Genomic DNA, 22716 nt, shown 5'->3' with positions numbered 1-22716 from the left:
TCACATGTAGTGAGCGAGAGCGCCGTTCGTGCGTTCCGGGAAGGGTCGCGACACGCGCGTGGGCGGTCCGTCCGGGCTGCCGGGAGGGTCCGGGTACACTGAAGTTCCGTGCAGACTCGCGCGACCCGTCATCTGTTCGTCACCGGCGGGGTCGCATCCTCGCTGGGTAAAGGCCTCACCGCGTCGTCCCTCGGCCAGCTGCTCACCGCGCGCGGGCTCCGCGTCACGATGCAGAAGCTCGACCCGTACCTGAACGTCGACCCCGGGACGATGAACCCGTTCCAGCACGGCGAGGTCTTCGTCACCGAGGACGGCGCCGAGACGGACCTGGACATCGGCCACTACGAGCGGTTCCTCGACCGGGACCTGCACGGCCGGGCCAACGTCACCACCGGCCAGGTGTACTCCGAGGTCATCGCCAAGGAGCGGCGCGGCGAGTACCTGGGCGACACCGTCCAGGTCATCCCGCACATCACGAACGAGATCAAGGACCGCATCCTCGCGATGGCGGAGCCCGACGCCGACGGCGTCGTCCCGGACGTCGTGATCACCGAGGTCGGCGGCACCATCGGCGACATCGAGTCGCTCCCGTTCGTCGAGGCGGCCCGCCAGGTGCGGCACGAGGTCGGCCGGGACAACTGCTTCTTCCTGCACGTCTCGCTGGTGCCGTACCTGGCGCCGTCGGGCGAGCTGAAGACCAAGCCCACGCAGCACTCCGTCGCCGCGCTGCGCAACATCGGCATCCAGCCCGACGCGCTCGTCCTGCGGGCCGACCGGGAGATCCCGGACGCGATGAAGCGCAAGATCTCGCTGATGTGCGACGTCGAGGTGGACGGCGTCGCGGCCTGCCCCGACGCCCCGTCGATCTACGACATCCCGCGGGTGCTGCACCGCGAGGCGCTCGACGCCTACGTGGTGCGCCGGCTCGGACTGCCCTTCCGGGACGTCGACTGGACCGTCTGGGGCGACCTGCTCGACCGCGTGCACAACCCGGACGAGAAGGTCACGATCGCACTGGTCGGCAAGTACGTCGACCTGCCGGACGCCTACCTCTCCGTCACCGAGGCCCTGCGTGCCGGCGGGTTCGCGCACCGGGCAAAGGTCGAGATCCGCTGGGTCGTCTCGGACGACTGCGAGATCCCGTCCGGCGCCGCGAGCGCCCTGGAGGGCGTCGACGGCGTGCTGATCCCGGGCGGGTTCGGCATCCGCGGCATCGAGGGCAAGCTCGGCGCGATCACCCACGCCCGCACCCGTGGCATCCCGACCCTGGGGCTCTGCCTGGGCCTGCAGTGCATGGTGATCGAGGCCGCGCGGAACATGGCGGGCCTCGAGCACGCCAGCTCCAGCGAGTTCGACCCGCGCACCCCGCACCCGGTGATCTCGACGATGGCCGAGCAGCTCGACGTCGTCGCCGGCGAGCGGGACATGGGCGGGACCATGCGGCTCGGCGCCTACCCGGCAGCGTTGGGGGAGGGCAGCGTCGTCGCGAAGGCGTACGGCAGCCGCGAGGTGTCCGAACGGCACCGGCACCGCTACGAGGTCAACAACGGCTACCGGGACCGGCTCACCGAGGCCGGGCTGGTGTTCGGCGGCACCTCGCCGGACGGGAAGCTCGTCGAGTTCGTCGAGCTGCCCGCCGAGACGCACCCGTTCTTCGTCGGCACACAGGCGCACCCGGAGCTGAAGAGCCGCCCGACCCGCCCGCACCCGCTGTTCGCGGCGTTCGTGAAGGCGGCCCTGCGGTACAACGCCGAGGACCGGCTGCCTGTCGAGATGCCGTCGCGGGCCAAGTCCAACGGCAAGGCGGAGCGGACCGAGCGGGCCGAGGCCGTCACCGAGCCGGCCGAGGTGGGTTCGTGAGCCGGAGCACCCCCGGCACGCACGGCTTCCCGATCACCGCCTCGCGGGACATCTACGAGGGCCGCGTGATGGCCGTCCGGGCGGACACGGTCCGCATGCCCGGCGGCCGGGAGGCGACCCGCGAGATCGTCGAGCACCCCGGAGCGGTCGCGATCGCCGCCGTCGACGAGCAGGACCGGCTGATGATGATCCTGCAGTACCGGCACGCCGTGCGGCGCCGGCTGTGGGAGATGCCGGCCGGGCTGCTGGACCACGCCGGCGAGGACCCGGTCGCCGCGGCGGCCCGGGAGCTCGCCGAGGAGGTCGGCCTGGCGGCCGAGCACTGGTCGGTGCTGGTCGACGCCGTGCCCTCGCCGGGCTTCTCCGAGGAGGCCATCCGGGTCTTCCTGGCGACCGGGCTGACCGAGGTCGACCGGCCCGACCTGGGCGACGACGAGGAGTCCGAGCTCGAGCTGCGCTGGATCCCGCTCGCCGAGGCGGTCGACATGGCGTTGCGCGGCGAGATCGTCAACGCCACGGCCGTCGCGGGCGTCCTCGCCCTGCAGGCCGTGCGGGACGGGCACGGCGGGACCCGGCCGGTCGACGCGCCGTGGCCGGACCGCCCGACCGCCTTCGCGAAGCGCAAGTCCTGACCCGATCGCACGAACGGCACTCTCGTGCGGTAGGTCCGCACGAAAGTGCCGTTCGTGCAATGACCCTTCAGCCGGCGGCGCGCTTGCGGTCGTCGTCGGGAAAGGTGCCGGCCTCGATGCAGCGCGCCGACCAGCGGTGCAGGTCGGCGACCAGGGCGTCGAGGTCCGGGAGGGCGGCCACGAGGTCCTCCTGGGAGGCGTCCGTGGCGTCCTCGATGTCGCCGCGCAACTCCCGGCCGGCGGTGGTCAGGGCACCGTCGGCGAGCAGGCCGTCGCGTTCGAGGTGGGCCGCCGCGGCCGCGCGGACCTCGTCGGACCAGCCGCGCGTCGCGCTGTACTCGCCCACCGGGTAGCCGACCCACAGCTCCGCGAGGATCGACGCGCGCACCGGATCGAGCCCGGTCGCGACGACGGCGGCCAGGTGTCCGTCGCCGCGGTGCTCGCGGACCAGGTCGGCGACCCGCCACAGCCGGCCGAACGGGTCGGCGAGGCGGGGCTGGGCGCGCAACGCGGAGAACAACGGCCGGGCGGTGCCGTCGACCGCGTCGACGGCCCGCTCGAGCGCGGCGGCGACCTCGACAGCCCGCTCCTCCTCGGCCTCGCCGAGGGTCTCCCGCAGACTTGCCGCCGTGGCCCGGTCCCGCACCGCGATGAGGTCGGCGAGCGGGAGCAGGGCCCGGCCCGCCGTCCAGAGGCGGTCGACCAGGCCGGGCTCGAACACCCCGAAGGTCGCTGTGACCAGGGCGGGCGGCACCTCGCCGAGCGGGGCGGCCCGGCCGGTCAGGTAGCCGGTGAGGAAGTCGTAGCCGTGCGGTGCGAGGGCCTCGTGCACCTGCGCCGACCACACGGCGTGCATCGCGACGGGCTCGAGGGCGTCGCGGAGCCGGCGGGCGGGCGAGGTGGCGGGGCCGGTCGCGGAACCGACGGCGGTGTCGGTGGTGTCGGCGCTGTCGTCCACCCGGCCAGGCTAGGGCCGGAGCCGGCCGCCCGCGCCCTGCCGACCGGCACGGCGCCGACCGGCGGTGACGGGGCGGGAGGGCCTCGACCCGGTCGACCGGGCGCCGCGGCCTCGATGACGGCGACCGTGCGCCGCGGCGTCAGCCGGCGGTGACGGCGCGCGCCATCCCGCGCCGGACGTACGGGGCGACCGGGCTGAGCCGCAGGGCGTCGGGTAGCCGCAGCACCACGTCCCGGCGCCCGGTCAGCGACAGCCGCCCGTCGCCGCGGACCGCGGCGAGGTCCAGCGCGCCGTCCCACACCTGGTAGAGCACGCCGAGTGGGGCCTCGATGACCGCGTCGACCTCGTGGCCGGGGTCGGTGAAGCAGAGCGACACGTCGTGCGGCTGGATCACGAACCAGTACCGGCGGCGCCGGCCGTCCGGCACGTGGACGTGCAGCACGGTCCGCTTCGGCCCGAAGGGCGCCGGGTCGATGCCGCCGCGGATCCACCACATGAGAGTGGTGGGGTCCAGCTCGTCCGGTCGCGGTTCGCCGAAGGCCCACCGCGCGCCCCACTCCGCGAGGCCGAAGAGCAGCGGCATCAGCTCCTCGCAGGCGGGCGTCGGGTGGTACGCACCGTCGGCGTGCACCACGAGACCGGCGCGTTCGAGCTGGCCGAGCCGCTTCGAGAGCAGCGCCCGGGACATCCCGGGCAGCCCGCGGGCGAGCTCGTTGAACCGGGTGGCACCGACGAGCAGGTCGCGGATCACGAGCAGGGTCCACCGGTCGCCCAGGATCTCCAGCGACCGCGTGATGGGGCAGTACTGGCCGTAGCGGGACATGGCCGCACATCCTCCTCGGCCCGGTTCATTTTCGGAACTATGCGGCAACTCGGATGCGCCTGATCCTGCCGTCATGACAACTCTCGAGCAGGTCCCCACCGGCGTCCTCACCGACTCCGACGTCCTGGCCCTCGCCGAGGCGGTCGGCCGGGCGGCCGCCCCCTTCGACGCGGCGCACGACGTCGGCGCCGATTTCGTCACTGAGGCCTACGCGGCCATGACCGAGCTCGGCTACCTGCGCCTCGGCGTCCCGGTCGAGTTCGGCGGGCTGGGCGCGACGCTGCGGCAGGTCGTGCTGGCCGAGGAGGAGCTCGGCCGGTGGTCCGGCTCCGCCGCGCTCGCCGCCGCGATGCACCTGTACCTCACCCGCATGCAGGTGTGGCGGCACCGGCGGGGGAAGCCGGACGCGGCCGGGGTGCTCCGCCGCGTCGCCGAGGAGGGCCTGGTCCTCGCGACCAGCGGCGGCTCCGACTGGGTCTGCCCGACAACGACCGCCGTTCCGGTCGAGGGCGGCTACCGGTTCGACGGTCGCAAGACCTTCTGCAGCCAGGCCCCGGTCGCAGGGGTGCTCGCCACCTCGGCGGTGCTCGGCGAACCCGGCCCCGACGCCGTCGTGCTGCATGCGGGGGTGCCGTTCTCGGCGCCGGGCGTGAGCATCGTCGAGACCTGGGACACCCTCGGCATGCGCGGTACGGCCAGCCACGACGTCGTGCTCGACGGCGTGTTCGTGCCGGAGGAGAAGGTGCTGGGCACCCGGCCGTACGGCGCGCTCGCCGGTCCGCTGCTGGTCGCCGTGATCCACTTCGCCCCGATCGCCGGGGCGGCCTATCTCGGGGTGGCGCGCGGGGCGTGCGAGGAGACGGAGCGGCTCGTCGCCGCGCGGTCGGAGGTCCCGGCCGCCGCGGTCCGGGGGATCGGCGAGATGCGCGCGATGCTGCGGGTCGCCACGTGGGCCCTCCTCGGGTCGGTCGACGACGTCGGCGACGACCCGCCCGCCGACGACGCCACCCTCGACGCCGTCCTGACGGCCAAGCGGCACGCCGTCCTGGAGGCGCGGACGGTCGTGGACCGGGCGCTGGAGGTCGCGGGCGGCCAGGCGTTCTTCCGCCGCTCGCCGCTCGAGCGGGCGTACCGGGACGTGCGGGGCGGGCCGTTCCACCCGCTCACCCCGGAGGCCACCCTCGCCCGGCTCGGCGAGGCGGCGCTGGCGGCACGACGGGGTTGACCGGGGTCAGGGCCGGAGGGGGCGGCCCTGCGCGTCCGTGGACCGCCCGGCCAGCAGCACGATGCCGTCGATGAAGCCCCAGACCGCGCCGAGCCCGAACGTCACGATCGTGACGATCAGCTGGGCGATCGCGATGCCGGTGTGCCCGGTGTAGAAGCGGCCGATCCCGGCGCCGCCCAGGAACAGCTGCAGCAGGCCCGCGGCGAGCTTGGACTTGTCCGAGTAGGGGGCGCCGGTGCCCGGCTCGCGGCCGTAGGGCGCGTCGGGGGTGCCGCCGGGGGCGTGGTGCGGCAGCCCGGGGGCACCGTAGGTCGGGCTGCCGTACTGGGCGGAATGGGGTCCGGGGGAATAGGGCACGGCGCCGTAGCCGGTGAACGGCTGCGGCGACTGCCCGGTGTACGGCCCGCCGGCGTACCCGGAGGGAAGGCCCGCCGGTGGGCCGTAGGCCTGCCCGTACCCGGTGTGCCCGCCGGACTGTCCGCCCGGGCGGTTCCACAGCGCCGCGGGGTGCGGCGCGGGGAGGTCGGTGAAGAGACCGCCCAGGTCGTCGAGCGTCCGGGCGGCCCAGACCTGCGCGACCCGCTCCTCGTACTCGGCGCCGTCGAGCCGGCCGTGGGAGAAGTGCTCCGCGAGCGCCTGCGCGGCGTCCTCGCGCTCGGCGTTGCCGATCCTGACCTGCGGGGGTTCGGGGCGGGGCTCGGACTCGCTCACGGGACCGACCGTACCCCCGGGGCGGGAGGTGGGCGGGGGCACCGCTCGGCGTGGGAAAGCCGGGCACGGGGCGTCCGGTCAGACGGGCACAGCCCGCGGGCGCCGCCGGACAACCGGGAGAACAGCGTGGCCGTCGGGTATCTCTCGTACGGCCCGGCGCGCGGTGGGTCCCGGTCCTAGGCTCGGCCCATGCGCTTCGGTCTCTTCGTTCCCCAGGGCTGGCGGCACGACCTCGTCGGCATCGACCCCGCCGAGCAGTGGGCGGTGATGAAGGGGCTCGCGGCCCACGCGGACGCGGGTCCGTGGGAGTCGATCTGGGTCTACGACCACTTCCACACGGTCCCGGCACCGACCGACCAGGCCACGCACGAGGCGTGGACGTTGATGGCGGCGTTCGCGGCGTCGACCGAGCGGGTCCGGCTCGGCCAGATGTGCACGTGCATGGCCTACCGCAACCCGGCGTACCTGGCGAAGGTCGCCGCGACCGTCGACGTCGTGTCCGGCGGGCGGGTCGAGATGGGCATCGGCGGCGGCTGGTACGAGCACGAATGGCGCGCCTACGGCTACGGCTTCCCGCCGCCGCGGGACCGGCTCGGCATGCTCGACGAGGGCGTGCAGATCTTCCGCCAGGCCTGGCAGAAGGGCGTCGCGACGCTCGACGGCACCCACTACCAGGTGGACGGGGCGATCTGCGAGCCGCGGCCGATCCAGGCCGGCGGCATCCCGCTCTGGGTCGCGGGCGGCGGGGAGAAGGTCACCCTGCGGATCGCGGCGCGGTACGCCGACTACACCAACTTCGACGGCAGCCCGGACGGCTTCACCGCGAAGTCCGAGATCCTGGCGAAGCACTGCCGGGAGCTGGGCACGGACTTCGGGTCGATCGTGCGGACGGCGAACTACAACGTCGCCATCGGCAGCACGGAGGCCGAGGTCTCCGACCGGCTGCGGCAGGTCGTCGACCGGCTCACCCCGTACGTCGGCAAAGAGAGGGCGGAGTCGCAGCTCGGCGCGTTCCGCGGGCTGCCGGGCGTGGGCACGCCGGAGCAGATCGTGGAGAACCTGCGCGGGATGCAGGAGCGCGGGATGACCTACGGCATCTTCTACTTCCCGGAGGCCGCGCACGACCGCTCGGGCATCGAGCTGTTCGAGCGCGAGGTCATCCCGAACCTCGCCTGATCCGCGCGTTATGGATCCGTACTGCGTGTGGGGCCCGGCCCGAGCGCGTTGTGGATCCATAATGCGGCGCATGGGGACGCGGGTCGCGGACGGGGTCGAGGCCTTCCTGGCGCACCTCGCCGTGGAGCGCGGCAGCTCGGCCAACACGCTGCGCTCCTACACGACCGACCTCGACCGCTACGCCGCGTACCTGCAGGGCCGGGGGATCGACGACCTCGCCGCGGTCGCCGAGTCGGACGTCAGCGACTTCGTCGTGGCGCTGCGCAGCGGGGAGGCGCCGCTCGCGGCGTCGTCGGCGGCCCGGGCCCTCGCGGCGGTCCGCGGGCTGCACCGGTTCGCGGCCCGGGACGGGCTGGTGCCGGTCGACGTCGCGCGCGCCGTCGCCCCGCCCGCCCTGCCCCGCCGGCTGCCCAGGGCGCTGACGATCGACCAGGTCGAGCAGCTGCTCGCGGGGTGCGTGAGCGACGGGCCGACCGGGCTGCGCGACCGCGCCCTGCTCGAGCTCCTCTACTCGACGGGCGCGCGGATCTCCGAGGCCGTCGGGCTGGACCTCGACGACCTGGACACCGACTCGCGGACGGTCCTGTTGCGCGGCAAGGGCGGCAAGCAGCGGATCGTGCCGGTGGGCCGGCCCGCGCTCGCCGCCGTCGACGCCTACCTGGTGCGGGCCCGGCCGGACCTGGCCGCCAAGGGCCGCGGCACCCCGGCCCTGCTGCTCAACGCCCGCGGCGCCCGGCTCTCCCGGCAGAGCGCCTGGCACGCCCTGCGCACCGCGGCCGACGCGGCGGGCCTCGATCCGACGGCGATCTCGCCGCACACCCTCCGGCACTGCTTCGCCACCCATCTGATGGCCGGCGGCGCCGACGTCCGCGTCGTCCAGGAGCTGCTCGGGCACGCGTCCGTGACCACCACGCAGATCTACACCCACGTGACCGTCGACGCCCTCCGCGAGGTCTACGCGACCGCGCACCCGCGGGCCCTCGGGACCGGGCGCACCGGGCGGACCGGGCACCGCTAACGTCCCCGGGCGATGATCGCGACACGGGCGCCCCGGCTGGTCCTGCTCCCCGTCCTCGCCGTGCTCCTCGCCGGCTGCGGCGGCGTCACCCTCACCACGGACACGGGGTCCGACCCGGGCGGCAGCCCGGGGGAGGCCATCCCCGAACGGGGCACGGACCGGCACGACGGCGCCGTCGCCCGCGTCGAGATCGTCTCCGACTCGGGCGACGTCACCCTCCGCTCCGGGGCGGAGGGATCGGCCACCGTGGACCACGAGATGCGATGGACCGGACCACGACCCGAGCTCACCCAGGAGCTGGCGGGAGACGTCCTGCGGATCACCGCCCGCTGCCCGGAGCCGGGGGAGCGCTGCGAGACCCGGCTGACCGTCACGGCCCCGGCGGCCGCGGCGTCGAGCGTGGACCTCGCGGCGGGCGACGTCCGCGTCGACGGCCTGACGGGTGCCCACGATCTGCGGACCGCCGGCGGCGACGTCACCGGCTCCGGGCTGGCCGGCCCGCGGGTGTCGGCGACCAGCACGGCCGGGGACGTCGCGCTGGGCTTCGCCGCCCCGCCCGCCGCCGTCGTCGCGGAGTCGACGGCCGGGGACGTCGAGGTGGTCGTCCCGATCGGCCCGGTGTACCGCGTCGACGCCGGGACGACCGTCGGCTCGGTCGAGGTCGGCGTCGCGGACGACCCGGGCGCCGACGCGACGATCTCGGCGCACAGCACCGCGGGGGACGTCCGCGTGACGCACGGGTAGGCGCGCGGCTGACCAGCACGAACCCTTGCGTCGCGGCTTCGGGCCGATCCGGCATCGCCGAGATTGTTCACATCTCAACGTAGTGGATCTGTCGCGCTCTGTTGTCTTCCTCACCCGAACGGCCGTGGTCCCGCCCTTGCATACGGCCCTGCCGCCTGGTTTGTTAAGTAAGCCTAACCGCGTGTGAACACAGGCTTCCCGGTCGTGCACCGGGGTCGTTGGCGGGCCCCGTGGCTGCCCCCTGCGCGCGTGCCGGCCCGATGAACTCGACGAGAGGCGGTGTCACGAGTGAGCGTGCCCCCCGCACTCGGTACCCGTACCGGCGCGACGCTCGCCCTGTCGGCCGCGCAGCTCGGGGTGTGGAACGCCCAGCGGCTGGATCCGGAGTCGCGTGGCTACCTCGTCGGCGAGGTCCTCGAGATCTCCGCCGGCGAGGGTGGCGACCCGATCGACGTCGCGGCACTCGGCGACGCCGTGCGCGCGACGATCGACGAGGCCGAGACCCTGCGCCTGCGCCTGCACGACACTCCGGACGGTCCACGCCAGACGGTGTCCGACGAGCCCGCGGCGCCGCCCCGCGTCGTCGACCTGCGCGGGGAGCGCAACCCGGTCGCGGTGGCGCACGCCCTGGTCGACGCCGAGCGCTCGCGCGCCGCCGAGGCGTGCCGCGGCATGGTGGACCGTCCCCTCTGCACCTACACGCTGGTGCGGCTGTCCGATCAGGACGTCTGGTGCATCCAGCTGTACCACCACCTCGTCGTCGACGGCTACAGCGCGGCGATGCTCTCCCGCCGGGTCGCGGCCCACTACACCGCGCGGGTCCGCGGCACCGAGCCGCCGAAGGCGACCTTCGGCGCGATCGCCGACCTGATCGCGAAGGACCTCGAGTACGAGGCGAGCGAGCGGTTCACCCGGGACCGCGAGTTCTGGCGCGACCTGCTCACCCCGCTGCCCGAGCTCGGCGGCCGCCGCGACGCGCCCGAGGGCCCCGCGGACCGCACGCTGCACGCGCGGGCCTTCGTCTCCGGCGAGACGCTCGACCGGCTCGTGGCGCTGGCCGACGACACCGGCACCACCTGGGCCGAGGCACTCATCGCCTGCTACGCGGGTTTCCTGCACCGTCTGCGCGGCGAGTCCGACCTGGTCGTCGCGCTGCCGATGATGGCGCGCACCGGCGCCGCGGCGCTGCGGACACCGGCGATGGCGGTCAACGTCCTGCCGCTGCGCGTGACCGTCCGCGGCGGCGACCGGCTCGGCGACCTCGCCCAGCAGGTGGGCCGCGCGATGCTCGGCATGCGGGCCCACCAGCGCTACCGCGGCGAGAACCTGCCGCGCGACCTCGGCGTCCCCGGCGCGGGCGCGCTGCTGCACGGCATCGGGATCAACGTCAAGGCCTTCGACCTCGCGCTGGACTTCGCCGGCGCGGTCGGCATCCTGCGCAACGTCGCCGGCGGACCGCCGGAGGACCTCGGCCTGACCGTCACCCCGCAGCGCGACGGCGGGCTGATGCTCGGCTTCGAGGTCGACGCGCGGACCACCTCGCAGGCCACCGTCGACCGGCGGATGGCCGCCCTCGTGCGGATGATCGAGGGCCTGACCGGGGCGGACGACCCGGCCGTCGGCCAGGTGGACCTCCTCGGCCCGGAGGAGCGGGCCCGGCTGCTCGCCGAGCGCACGCCCGCCGCGCTGCCCGGCACCCCGGAGCTCGTCCCGGCCGTCCTCGACCGCCTCGCCGCCACGCAGTCCGATGCCACCGCGCTGGTCCACGACGCCGAGCAGCTCACGTTCGCCGAGCTCGCCGGTCGGGTGCACCGGCTCGCGCGGGCGCTGCGGCACAGGGGGATCGGGCCCGACGACGTCGTCGCGCTGGCCCTGCCCCGCTCGGCCGACCTCGTCGTCGCGCTGCTCGCGGTGCTCGACGCCGGCGCCGCCTACACCGTCCTCGACCTCGACCACCCCGCGGAGCGGCTGCGCACGCTGCTCGACGACACCCGCCCCGCGCTGGTGCTGGGTTCCGGTGTGCCCGAGGCGGAGATCCTGGAGACCGAGGGCCTCGCCGACGGCCCGTTGACCGAGACCGAGCTGGCCGCCCCGCGGGACCCCGAGCACCTCGCCTACGTGATCCACACCTCCGGGTCCACCGGTACGCCCAAGGGCGTCCTGGTCCGGCACGCGGGTCTGGCGGCATTGCTGCACCACCACCGCACCACGCTCTACGCCGCGGCGGAGCAGCGCGCCGGGCGGCGGCTGCGGACCGCGCACACCGCCTCGTTCTCCTTCGACGCCTCGCTCGACCAGCTCATCTGGCTGCTGTGCGGGCAGGAGATGCACCTCTACGCCGGCGACCTGGTCAAGGACGCCGCCGGGCTGGTCGCGGCGTTCGCCCAGGACGGCATCGACTGCGTGGACCTGACCCCGTCGATGGCCGCGGCGCTCGTCGACCACGGCCTGCTCGACGGCCCGCACCGGCCGGTCCAGCTCGTGCTGGGCGGCGAGGCGGCCCCCGCTGCGCTCTGGGAGAGGATCACGCGCTCCGGGGTGGTGGCGCACAACCTGTACGGGCCCACCGAGGCCACCGTCGACGCCACCGCCGCGCCGGTCGAGGGCGCCACCCCGACCATCGGCCTGCCGTTGGCCGGCACCCGCGCCTACCTGCTCGACGGCGCGCTGGCCCCGGTGCGGGACGGCGAGCGGGGCGAGCTCTACCTGGCCGGCCCGCACCTGGCCCGCGGCTACCTGGGCCGGCCGGGCGCCACCGCCGAGCGCTTCCTGCCCGACCCGTTCGGCGCCCCCGGCGACCGCATGTACCGCACCGGCGACGTCGCCGTGTGGACCCCGGGCCACGGGCTGGAGTTCGCCGGCCGCGGCGACGGCCAGGTCAAGATCCGTGGGTTCCGGGTGGAGCTCGGCGAGGTCGAGTCCGCGCTGAGCGAGACCGAGGGCGTCACCGCCGCGGCGGCCGTGGTCCGCACGGACGGCGGGCGCTCGATGCTGGTCGGGTACGTGACCGGCGCGGTCGAACCGGACCGGGTGCGGTCCGCGCTGGCCGCGCGGCTGCCGGAGCACCTGGTGCCCGCGGCCGTCGTGGTGCTCGACGCGCTGCCGGTCACGGTGAGCGGCAAGGTGGACCGCGCCGCGCTCCCCGCGCCCCGGCTCACCGGCTCCGGCCGGGCCCCGGCCACGGTGCGCGAGCGCGTGCTGTGCGAGGTCGTCGGAGAGGTGCTCGGCCAGGAGGGCGTCGGACCCGACGACGACTTCTTCGGCCTCGGCGGGGACAGCATCACCGCCATCGGTGTGAGCAGCCGGGTCCGCGCCCGAGGCCTGGACCTGCGTCCGAAGGACCTGTTGTCCCGCCGCGACCTCGGTGCGCTGGCCGCGGAGGTGCGCGAGGTCGAGACCGGCCGCCCCGCCGCCCCGGACGTGGCGACGGGCTCGGCGCCGGCCACCCCGATCGTTCGCGCGCTGGTGGACCCGAACCCCGCTGACGAGGCGATCGCCGGCTACGCGCAGTGGACGGCGGTGCAGGTGGACGAGCCGATCGAGCTCTCCGACCTCGTGGCCGGTGTCCAAGCCGTCGTCGACCGGCACGACGCCCTGCGGATCGTGCTGCGCGACAGCGGTTCCGACGCCGAGCTGATCGTCCGGGACGGCGGTGCCCTGCGGGCGGCGGAGATCGTGCACGAGGGCTTCGGCGAGCCCGCGGACGTCGCCGCGCGGGAGGCCGCCCTGCTCGACCCGCGGGCGGGGGAGACCCTGCGCGTGGTGCTGCTGCGCCGCTCCTGCTCCGGGCCGGACGAGATCGTGGTCGTGGCGCACCACCTCGTCGTCGACGGGGTGTCGTGGCGGGTGCTGCTGCCGGACCTGCAGGAGGCCTGCACCGCCGCCCGCGAGCGCCGCGGCCCCCGGTTCGCCCCGCGCGGCGGCTCGTGGCGCCGGCACGCGCTCGCGCTGGCCGAGGAGGGCGCGTCCGGGGTGCGGCGTGCCGAGCTGGCGCACTGGCGCTCCACGCTGGCCGCGGTCGCGCCGCTCGGGGAGCGGCACGTCGGCCCGGCGGACACCGTCGCCACCGCGGCCCGCACCCGCACCACGCACGCGCCCGAGGTCGCCGACGCCCTGCTCACCGTGCTCCCGGAGAAGTACCGGGCCGGAGCGGAGGACGTGCTCCTCGCTGCGCTCGTGCTCGCCGTGCGCTCGTGGCGCGGCCCGGCCGAGGCCCGGGCGGTCTCGCTGGAGCGGCACGGCCGCGAGTACGGCGACCTGGACCTGGCCGGCACCGTCGGCTGGTTCACCAGCGAGTTCCCGGTCCGGGTGCCGGACGGGCTCACCGACGCCGACCTCGACGACGCCCTCGCGGGCGGCCCGGCCGCCGGGCGCCTGCTGCGTGCGGCGAAGGAGGCCCTGCGCGCGGTGCCGGGCGAGGGCGCCGGGTTCGGGGTGTTGCGCTATCTCGATGCGGCGACCGTGCCGGAGCTCGGCGCGGCACCCACACCCGCGCTGCTGCTCAACTACCTGGGCCGGTTCGCCGCGCTCCCGGGGTGGCGGCTGCCCGCCGAGGACCCCTTCGGCGTCATCGAGCCGGCGGGCAAGCGGCTGGCGGAGACTCTGGCGCTCAACGTCTTCGTGCACGCGGACGGCCGGCTCGCGGTCGAGTGGACCGCCGCGTCCGCGGTGCTCGGCCCGGGCGATGTCGACGCGCTGCAGGAGCACTGGGACCTCGCGCTGGAAGCGCTGGCCGCGCACGCCGCGCTCGCGCCGGGCGGGTTGACGCCGTCGGACTGCCCGGGCACGGGCGTCGACCAGGCGGGCGTCGACGCGCTGGAGGCCGCGCACGGCCCGCTCGCCGAGCTGCTCCCGCTCTCCCCGCTGCAGGAGGGCCTGCTGTTCCACGCCGTCCGCGACGGCGCCCGGGACGTCTACACCCTCACCGCCCGTTTCGACCTCGCTGGCCCGCTCGCGGCCGACCGGCTCCGCAGCGCCGTCGAGGGGCTGCTCGCGCGGCACCACAACCTGCGGGCCGCGTTCCACTTCGAGGAGCTCGACCGCCCGGTGCAGGCGGTCCCGCGCACGGTCTCGCTGCCGTGGCGCGAGGTCGACCTGACCGCGCTGCCGGAGCGCGCGGCCGCCCGGGCCGCGGACCGGCTCGAGGACGAGGCCGCCACGCACGTGTTCGACGTGCGCGTCCCGCCGCTGCTGCGCGGCCTGCTGATCCGCCTGCCGGGCGAGCGGCACCGGCTGGTGCTCAACGCCCACCACCTGCTCACGGACGGCTGGTCCACGCCGATCGTGCTGCGCGACCTGCTCGAGCTCTACCACCGCGGCGCCGACCACCTGCCGGCCCCGGCGCCCTACCGGACCTACCTCGCCTGGCTCGCGCGTCGCGACCGGGCGGCGCAGCAGGCCGCCTGGGCGGACCGGCTCGCGGGGCTGGGCGCGCCGACGCTGGTGGCCACCGGTGCGCCGTCGGAGGAGCGGGTGCGCCTCGCCGTGCCGCTCGACGCGGAGACCGCCGGCGCGCTGGCCACGCTCGGCCGTGAGCGCGGGCTCACCGTGAACACGCTGGTCCAGGGCTCGTGGGCGGCGGTGCTGGCCGAGACCACCGGGCTCGACGACGTCGTGTTCGGCGCGACCGTGTCCGGCCGGCCCGCGGACCTGCCGGGCGTCGAGGGCATGGTCGGACTGTTCAGCAACACCATCCCCGGGCGGCTCGCGCTGCGCCCGGACCGGTCGCTGCTGGCACAGTTCACCGAGCTGCAGGCGGCCCAGTTCGCGATGCAGGAGGTCGAGCACGCGAGCCTCGCGGAGATCGAGCGCGCGGCGGGCCGTGGGCAGCTGTTCGACACCCTCGTGGTGTTCGAGAACTTCCCGGCGGGCCCGGCGCGCGCTGCCGGCGACCCGCTGCGGGTCGAGGACGTCACCCACCGCGGGGTCACGCACTACCCGCTGACGCTGCTGGCCCCGCCGACGGCTCCCGGCGCGGACCTGGAGCTGGTCCTCGACCACGACCCGGGCGCCGTCCCCGCCGACCGGGCCGAGCGGATGGCCACCCGGCTCGCCGAGGTCCTGTCCGGGATGCTCACCGGGCCGGAACGGGCCGCCGGCGAGGTGGTGCGTTTCGGTGCGGGCGAGGTGCGGCCCGAGATCGCGGTCGATCGATCGGGTGACGTCGCGGATCCGGTCGGGACCCCGGTCGCCGACCCTCCGACCACGCCGGACGGGGCGGTCCTCGCCGTGATCTGCGAGGCCGCGGCAGCGGTCCTGGAGATGCCCGCGGTGGGCGCCGACGAGGACTTCTTCGCGCTCGGCGGGCATTCGCTCACCGCGATGCGGCTGGTCGGGCGGCTCCGCCGGACCGGGGTGCGGCTGACCGTGCCGCAGGTGTTCGAGGCGCCGACGCCGCGGGCCCTCGCCGGGCTCGCGGAGGTCGACGAGGAGCGGCTGGCGGTTGCGGAGACCCGCACCGGCGCCCCCAGCGCCGTCGTCCCCGTGCACGCAACGCGTGCGGTCCGGGCCGAGCGGGGTCGCCCGGAGACCGACCCCGACGCCGTGCCGCTCTCGCCCGCCCAGGAGCGGCTGTGGTTCCTGCAGCAGCTCGAAGGCCCCTCGACCACCTACGACGTCCCGGTGGTGGCCCGGATCCACGGCGCACTCGACGTCGCGGCCTTCGCCGCGGCGTGGGCGGACGTCCAGGACCGGCACCCGATCCTGCGCACGATCTACCCGGCCGACGCGGAAGGCGCCGCCACGACCCGCGTGCTCGCCGAGCCCGCCGCGCCGGCGGTGCGCACCGTCGACGCCACCGCGGTCGAGGCCGAGATCGCGGCCTGTCAGGCCCGGCCGGTCGACATCACGACGGACGTCCCCGCCCGCGCGACGCTGTTCGTCGTCGGGCCGGAGGAGCACGTCCTGGTGCTGGTGGTGCACCACATCGCGATCGACGAGGGCTCGATCCGCCCGCTGCTCGCCGACCTCGACCGCGCCTACACCGCGCGGAAGGCGGGAGTCGCACCGGAGTTCGGACCGGCCGGTCCGGCGTACGCCGACCACGCCCGCCGGGAGCGCCGGCTGCTCGCCGAGGACGCGCTCGCCGAGCAGGCCGCGTACTGGCGGGGGCGGCTGGCCGCGTTGCCGGTCGAACTCGACCTCCCGTTCGACCACCCGCGTCCGACCCGCACCGCGCACCGCGGCCGCACCCTGCTCCGTCCGCTCCCCGCCCACGTCCGCGCCGCGATCACCCGGGTCTGCGCCGAGCAGCACGTCACGCCGCTGATGGTGCTGCAGGCCGCCGTCGCCCTGACCTGGAACCTGCTGGGCGCGGGCCGGGACGTCCCGCTCGGGTCCACGGTCGCGCGCCGCGGCCTCGAGTCCGGCCTGCCGAACGAGCACGACTTCACCGACACCGTCGGGTACTTCGTGAACACCCTGGTGGTGCGCTGCGACCTGTCCGGCAGGCCGTCGTTCGCCGAGCTGCTGGACCGCGTCCGGGACACCTCCCTCGAGGCGCTGGCCCACCAGGACCTGCCCTTCGAGCGGCTGGTCGAGCTGCTCGCCCCGCCGCGCAGCACGGCCCGGCACCCGCTGTTCCAGACGGCCGTCGCGCACGAGGGCCGGGTCGCGCCGAGCCCGCTGGCCGACCTGGTGCTGGAGCCGGTCGACCCGGTCCGCGAGGACGCGCGGTTCGACGTCGCGGTCCGGCTGGTCGACGACGAGCACGCGTCCGACGAGGGCGCCGCGCTGCGGCTGGTCGCCGATGCGGAGCTGTTCGACGAACCCACCGTCGGCTTCCTGGTCGACGCGCTCGTCCACGTCCTCGAGCAGGGCCTGGCGGCGCCGACGGCACCGGTCGGCACGATCACGTTGCCGCACGGCGAGACCGCCGATCCGCCCCGGCGCGTGGCCGTGCCCGCGGGCGTCGCGGCCGGGTTCGCGGCGCAGGCTCGCCGCATCCCGGAGGCGCCCGCGCTGGTCGCCGACGGTCGCACGCTGACCTACGGCGAGCTGGCCGCCCGCGTCGACGCGCTCGCCGCCCGGCTGCACGCCGCCGGCGCCGGACCCGAGACCGTGGTCGCGGTGGCGCTGCCGCGCTCTGCCGAGCTCGTCGTCGGGCTGCTGGCGGTGTTGCGGACAGGGGCGGCGTACCTCCCGCTCGACGTCGACTACCCGGTCGAGCGGCTGGTGCACATGATCGACGACGCCCGTCCGGTCGCCACTCTGACGAGCGCCGACGTCGCGGACCGGTTGCCGCGCAACGCCCCCGCCGCGATCCGGGTGGACGAGGCGGACGGGGCCGCACCCGAGGGCGGGGAGCTCCCGGAGCCGCCCGCCCCGGGGGACCACCTCGCCTACGTGATCCACACCTCCGGGTCCACCGGGCGTCCCAAGGGCGTCATGGTGACCACGGCCAACCTGGCCGCGTTCGTGGAGACCGTGGTCGGCGAGGGCTGGGTCCGCCCCGGCGACCGGCTGGTGGCGGTGACCACCGTGTCGTTCGACATCGCCGTGCTGGAGCTGTTCGCGCCGCTCGTCGCCGGCGCGACCGTCGTGCTGGCGGACCGGGCCACCGTGCTCGACCCGGACGCCCTGCACGCCCTCGTCCGCACCGAGCGTGCCACTGTCCTGCAGGCGACGCCGTCCCTGTGGCGGGCGCTCACCGAGCACGAGGACGCCCCGCAGCTCGCGGGGGTCCGGGCCCTGGTGGGCGGCGAGGCGCTGCCCGCCGACCTCGCGGCCGACCTCACCGCGCGGTGCGTCTCGGTCCGCAACGTCTACGGCCCCACCGAGGCCACGGTCTGGGCCACCTGCGCCGACCTCGCCCCGGGCGACCCGGTCACGATCGGCGCGCCCTGGACGGACGTCCACGTGCGGATCCTCGACGACGACCTGCGCGCGGTGCCGGACGGCGTCGCCGGCGAGCTGTACCTCGGCGGCGCCCAGGTGGTCCGCGGGTACCTCGGCCGCGCCGGGATGACCGCGGCGCGGTTCGTCGCGGCGCCCGGCGGCGAGCGCCTGTACCGGACCGGCGACCTCGTGCGCCGCCGGGCCGGACGGATCGAGTTCCTCCGCCGGGTCGACGACCAGGTGAAGGTCCGCGGATTCCGGATCGAGCTCGGCGAGGTGGAGGGCGCGCTCGCGGCCGTCGACGGGGTGGCGCGCGCCGCCGCCGTCGTCCGGGCGGACGGCGCCGGGACGGGCCGCCTGCTGGGGTACGTGGTCCCGGAGGCGGGGCGGGCGGTCGACCCCGCCGAGGTCCGCGCCGGGGTCGCGCGGCTGCTGCCGGACTACATGGTCCCGCAGGTCGTCACGGTGCTCGACGCGCTGCCGCTGACGCTCAACGGCAAGGTCGACCGCAAGGCGCTGCCCGAGCCGGCCGTGGCGTCGGCCGGCCGCGCGCCGCGCACCGAGGCCGAGCGCGTGCTGTGCGAGCTCGTCACCGAGATCCTCGGCGTGCCCGCCGCGGGCCCAGACGACACGTTCTTCGGCCTCGGCGGCGACAGCATCAGCACCGTCCGGCTGGCCTCCGCGGCCCGCGCCCGAGGCCTCGGACTGACGGTCGCGGACGTCTTCGCCAGGGACACGCTCGCCGATCTGGCCAGGTCGGCGGCGGTCGTGAGCGCCGACATCCCCGCTGGGGGCAGTCGCCACTCACGGGAGTGGGGGGAGCTGCCGCTCGGGCCGCTGCAGGAGGGCATGTACTTCCAGTCGACGCTCGACGCGTCGGGCACGGACGTCTACCTGGTGCAGCAGCGGTTCGACTTCGCGCGCACCCCGGACGTGGCGCGGTTGCGGGCCGCGGGCGACGCGCTGCTGCGGCGCTACCCCAACCTGCGCGCCGGATTCACGCACGCCGGGCGGACCGAGCCGGTCCAGGTCGTCGGGCCCGAGGTGCCGATGCCCTTCCGCGAGGTCCACCTGGCCGACGAGGCCGAGCTGGAGGGCCTCGACGAGCGCGAGTTCGCCGCGGGCTTCGACCTGGCCGAGCCGCCGCTGGTCCGGATGCTGCTGGTGCACCTGCCCGACGGACGCGCGCGGCTGGTGTTCACCCAGCACCACCTGCTGGTCGACGCCTGGTCGATCACCGTGCTGCTGGGCGAGCTGTTCGCCCTGTACGAGGGCCGGGAGCTGCCCGAGCCCGCGGACTTCCGGGACTACCTGGACTGGGCGTCGGCCGCGGACCGGCCGGCGGCGGAGGAGGCGTGGCGGGCCTATCTCGCCGGCCTCGCGCAGCCGACCCTGGTGGCGGGCGAGCGGCGGGCCGCCGCCGTGGAGCGTGCTCCGCTCCCGGTCCGCCGCCACGTCGAGATCGACGCGGAGACCACCGCGGCGCTCTGGGACCTGGCCGCGCGGCTCGGCGTGACCCGATCGACGGTGATCGCGACCGCGTGGGGCCTGGCGCTGCGCGCCGCCACCGGTGTCGACGACGTCGTGTTCGGGGCGACCGTGTCCGGGCGACCGGCCGAGGTCGACGACGCGGACCGGATGGTCGGGCTGCTGCTCAACACCGTGCCGGTGCGGCTGGCCGTCCGGCCCGGCGAGCGGGTCGCGGACGTGCTGCGGCGGGTGTTCGCCGACGCCGGCCGGCTCACCGCACACCACCACCTGGGCCTGGGCCGGTTGCAGCGGGCCGCGGGCCACCCGACGCTCTTCGACACGCTCTACGTCTTCCGCAACGCCCCGCGGAACTCCGCGCAGCGCCGTGAGGTGCTCGAACGGCACGGGATCAGCACGGTGGAGGCCGTCGACGGCACCCACTACGCCCTGACCCTCGACGCCGACCCGGCCGGCGGCGACGACGGCGAGGCGCTGGCGATCGCGATCGAGTCCCGCCCGGACCTCGTACCCGACGCCGACGCGGCCGCCCACCTGGACCGGCTGGTCGCCGTGCTCCGGACGCTGACCGACCCGGAGGCCCGGGTCGCCGGCACCGCGGTCCCGCCCGCCGGCACGCCGGTCGAGTTCGCGCCGCCGCGGGTGGCCGTGCCGGTGCCGGGGGAGCCGGGCGGCAGCGTCGACGCGCTGCTCCGCGAGCGGGCCGCGGCGACCCCGGACGCCACGGCGCTCGTGTTCGGCGACACCAGGCACACCGCGCGGGAGATGGACGAGCGGGTCACCCGACTCGCCCAGGTCCTCGCCGACCGCGGGGCCGGCCCGGGAGGGACCGTCGCGCTCGCCCTGCCGCGCACCGCCGACCACGTCGTCGCGATCTTCGCGGTGATGCGGACCGGGGCGGCGTACCTGCCGCTCAACCTGGCCGACCCGGCCGCGCGCCGGGCCGAGCTGGTGGCCGACGCCGGCGCCGTGCTCGTCGTCACGACGCGGGCGGAGAGCGGGACCGCGGGGGTGCCCGAGGTCCTGCTGGAGGAGGTCGCCGCCGTCCTCGACGGGACGGTCCCGGCCCCGGACCGCGAGGTTCCCGGGCCGGCCCACCCGGACCAGCCCGCCTACGTGATCTACACGTCCGGCTCGACGGGCCGGCCGAAGGGCGTCGTCGTGGGGCACCGCGGGCTCACCTCGATGTACCACAACCACGTCGCCGAGATCTTCGCGCCGACAGCCCGGGGCCGGAGCCGGCTCAGGATCGCGCACACCGTGTCGTTCTCCTTCGACATGTCCTGGGAGGAGCTGTTCTGGCTGCTCGCGGGGCACGAGGTGCACGTGATCGACGAGCAGGCGCGGCTCGATCCCGCCTCGCTCGTGCGGCACTACCGCGAGGTCGGCATCGACGTGGTCAACGTGACCCCGTCCTACGCCCGCGAGCTGCTCGCCGGGGGTCTGCTCGACGGCGAGCGGCATCCCGCCCTGGTCATGCTCGGCGGGGAGGCGGTGCCGCCGGAGCTGTGGACGCGGTTGCGGGAGCAGGAGGGCGTCGACGGCTACGATCTCTACGGGCCCACCGAGTTCACGATCAACGCCATGGGCTCGCCCGTGCAGGGCAGCGCCACGCCGTGCCTGGGCCGTCCGGTCCGCAACGCCCGCGCCCGCGTCCTGGACAGCGGGCTGCGCGAGGTACCGGTCGGCGGGGTCGGCGAGCTGTACATGTCCGGCGACGGCATCGCGCACGGCTACTTCGGCCGGCCGGGGCTCACCGCCGCGTCCTTCGTGGCGGATCCGTACGGGAGCGGCACGCGCATGTACCGCACCGGCGACCTGGTACGCCGTCGCCCGGACGGGGAGCTGCAGTACCTCGGTCGCACGGACGGCCAGGTCAAGGTCCGCGGCTTCCGGATCGAGCTCGGCGAGGTCGAGGCCGCGCTGGCCCGGTGCGAGGGCGTGACCCGGGCCGCGGCCGCGGTGAAGGACGGCCGGATCGTCGGGTACGTGATCGGCGAGGCCGGCGTCGATCAGGCGGTCGACCTCCGGGCCGCCCTGCGGGAGACCCTGCCGGGTCACCTCGTGCCGTCCGACGTCGTGTCGGTCGCGTCGATGCCGTTGACGCCCAACGGGAAGCTCGACCGCGCGGCCCTGCCGGCACCGCCGCCCCGGTCCGCCGCCCGCGCGCCGAAGGACGACGGCGAGCGGGCGCTGTGCCGGCTCGTGGGCGAGGTCCTGGGTCTGGCCGAGGACACGGTCGACCCCGAGGAGTCCTTCTTCGACCTCGGCGGCGACTCGCTCACCGCGATGCGGCTGGCCGGCGCGATCGAGCGGGACCTGGGCGAGGCGGTCGGGGTCGGGGCGCTGATGGCGCACCCGACGGTCGCGGAGCTCGCGGCGCAGCTGGGCGCCGGCACCGACGCACCGCTGGGCCGGGAGCACGTCCTCACGCTGCGGCCCGGCGGCGACCGGGAGCCGCTCTTCTGCGTCCACCCGGCCGGCGGGTTCGCCTGGCCCTTCGCCGGCCTCGTCCCGCACCTGCCGGGGGATCGGCCGGTGCTGGGCCTGCAGCTGCCGAGCCTGTCCGGTGCCGAGCTCCGCGAAAGGACGGTCGACGAGCTGGCCTCCCGGTACGTCGCCACGGTCCGGGAGTTCCAGCCGTCCGGCCCCTACCACCTGCTCGGCTACTCGTTCGGCGGCGCCGTCGCCCACGCGATGGCCGCGCAGCTGGTGGAAGCGGGGGAGCGGGTCGCCTTCACGGGCCTGCTCGACAGCCGCCCGCCGGGCCCGGCGTACGCCGACGACCCGGGGCCGGAGGCCGAGCTGCCCGCCGAGGCCGGGGAGGACCTGCGGTCCGCGGTCCGCGCGGCCACCACGACCTGCCTGCGCCTCGGCGCGGCGTCCCGACCGGCGCGCTACGGCGGCCCGGTCACCCTCGTCGAGGCCACCGGAGGAGCCGGGACCGCGGCGACCACCGATCCCGCGGACCCGGGTCCGCTCGCCGCGGCATGGCGGGGCATGCCCGGCGGCGCACTCACCGTGCACCCGGTCCCGCTGGACCACGCCGGGCTGGTGTCCCCGGCGGGATGGGCCCGAATCGGGCCCCTGATCGCGGCCGCGCTGTCGTCACCGGACGACGGCACGGCCGGCGACACCGCGTCGCCCACCCGGGTCGACGCCGATCCGGCGACCCCCGGGTCGCCCTGATGAGAGGACCGAACGGACCGATGTCCAGGCTGTCCCGGACACCCCGACGCTGGGGAG

General features: G+C 75.8%; 10 protein-coding genes. 7 read left to right on the top strand and 3 right to left on the bottom strand.

Annotated elements, in window-relative coordinates:
* Positions 1-108: 108 nt before the first annotated feature.
* Together ACQP04_RS20155 and ACQP04_RS20150 are read left to right on the top strand one after the other, a co-directional pair.
* Positions 109-1860, top strand: coding sequence for a CTP synthase (locus ACQP04_RS20155; protein WP_433502112.1), 1752 nt, complete (start codon positions 109-111; stop codon positions 1858-1860).
* Positions 1857-2492 carry an NUDIX domain-containing protein gene (locus ACQP04_RS20150; RefSeq protein WP_433502111.1) on the top strand — a complete coding sequence of 212 codons (636 nt, stop codon included), beginning with the start codon at positions 1857-1859 and terminating at the stop codon, positions 2490-2492. Before ACQP04_RS20155 ends, ACQP04_RS20150 begins: the two co-directional genes overlap by 4 nt.
* A 67-nt stretch (positions 2493-2559) precedes the next feature.
* On the opposite strand, the gene ACQP04_RS20145 is transcribed toward ACQP04_RS20150, so the two are convergent.
* Positions 2560-3450, bottom strand: coding sequence for an SCO6745 family protein (locus ACQP04_RS20145; RefSeq protein WP_433502110.1), 891 nt, complete (start codon positions 3448-3450; stop codon positions 2560-2562).
* A 139-nt stretch (positions 3451-3589) separates the two neighbouring features.
* Entirely contained in the window at positions 3590-4273 is a 684-nt protein-coding gene (locus tag ACQP04_RS20140) for a winged helix-turn-helix transcriptional regulator (protein ID WP_433502109.1), read from the bottom strand.
* A 73-nt stretch (positions 4274-4346) separates the two neighbouring features.
* On the opposite strand from ACQP04_RS20140, the gene ACQP04_RS20135 reads away from it, so the two are divergent.
* Complete coding sequence (locus tag ACQP04_RS20135; protein ID WP_433502108.1) at positions 4347-5498, top strand: acyl-CoA dehydrogenase family protein; 1152 nt, start codon at positions 4347-4349, stop codon at positions 5496-5498.
* 6 nt (positions 5499-5504) lie between these two features.
* Here the strand turns inward: ACQP04_RS20135 and ACQP04_RS20130 are convergent, their stop codons facing one another.
* The gene (locus ACQP04_RS20130; protein ID WP_433502107.1) at positions 5505-6209 is read right to left on the bottom strand and encodes a DUF1707 domain-containing protein; all 705 of its coding nucleotides are present in this window, start codon (positions 6207-6209) and stop codon (positions 5505-5507) included.
* 189 nt (positions 6210-6398) lie between these two features.
* On the opposite strand from ACQP04_RS20130, the gene ACQP04_RS20125 reads away from it, so the two are divergent.
* The 4 genes from ACQP04_RS20125 to ACQP04_RS20110 all read left to right on the top strand — a co-directional run bounded on the left by ACQP04_RS20125 (position 6399) and on the right by ACQP04_RS20110 (position 22659).
* Complete coding sequence (locus ACQP04_RS20125; RefSeq protein ID WP_433502106.1) at positions 6399-7385, top strand: LLM class F420-dependent oxidoreductase; 987 nt, start codon at positions 6399-6401, stop codon at positions 7383-7385.
* Between the two features lie 70 nt (positions 7386-7455).
* Entirely contained in the window at positions 7456-8403 is a 948-nt protein-coding gene (xerD, locus tag ACQP04_RS20120) for a site-specific tyrosine recombinase XerD (RefSeq protein WP_433502105.1), read from the top strand.
* 12 nt (positions 8404-8415) lie between these two features.
* The gene (locus ACQP04_RS20115; RefSeq protein WP_433502104.1) at positions 8416-9147 is read left to right on the top strand and encodes a DUF4097 family beta strand repeat-containing protein; all 732 of its coding nucleotides are present in this window, start codon (positions 8416-8418) and stop codon (positions 9145-9147) included.
* Positions 9148-9435: 288 nt separating this feature from the next.
* Entirely contained in the window at positions 9436-22659 is a 13224-nt protein-coding gene (locus ACQP04_RS20110) for an amino acid adenylation domain-containing protein (protein WP_433502103.1), read from the top strand.
* Positions 22660-22716 lie beyond the last annotated feature (57 nt).

The sequence above is a fragment of the Pseudonocardia halophobica genome (genome assembly GCF_050948485.1).
GTDB lineage: Bacteria > Actinomycetota > Actinomycetes > Mycobacteriales > Pseudonocardiaceae > Pseudonocardia > Pseudonocardia halophobica.
Note: the sequence above shows the minus strand (reverse complement) of the source record. Positions and strands in the feature narration are given on the sequence as shown.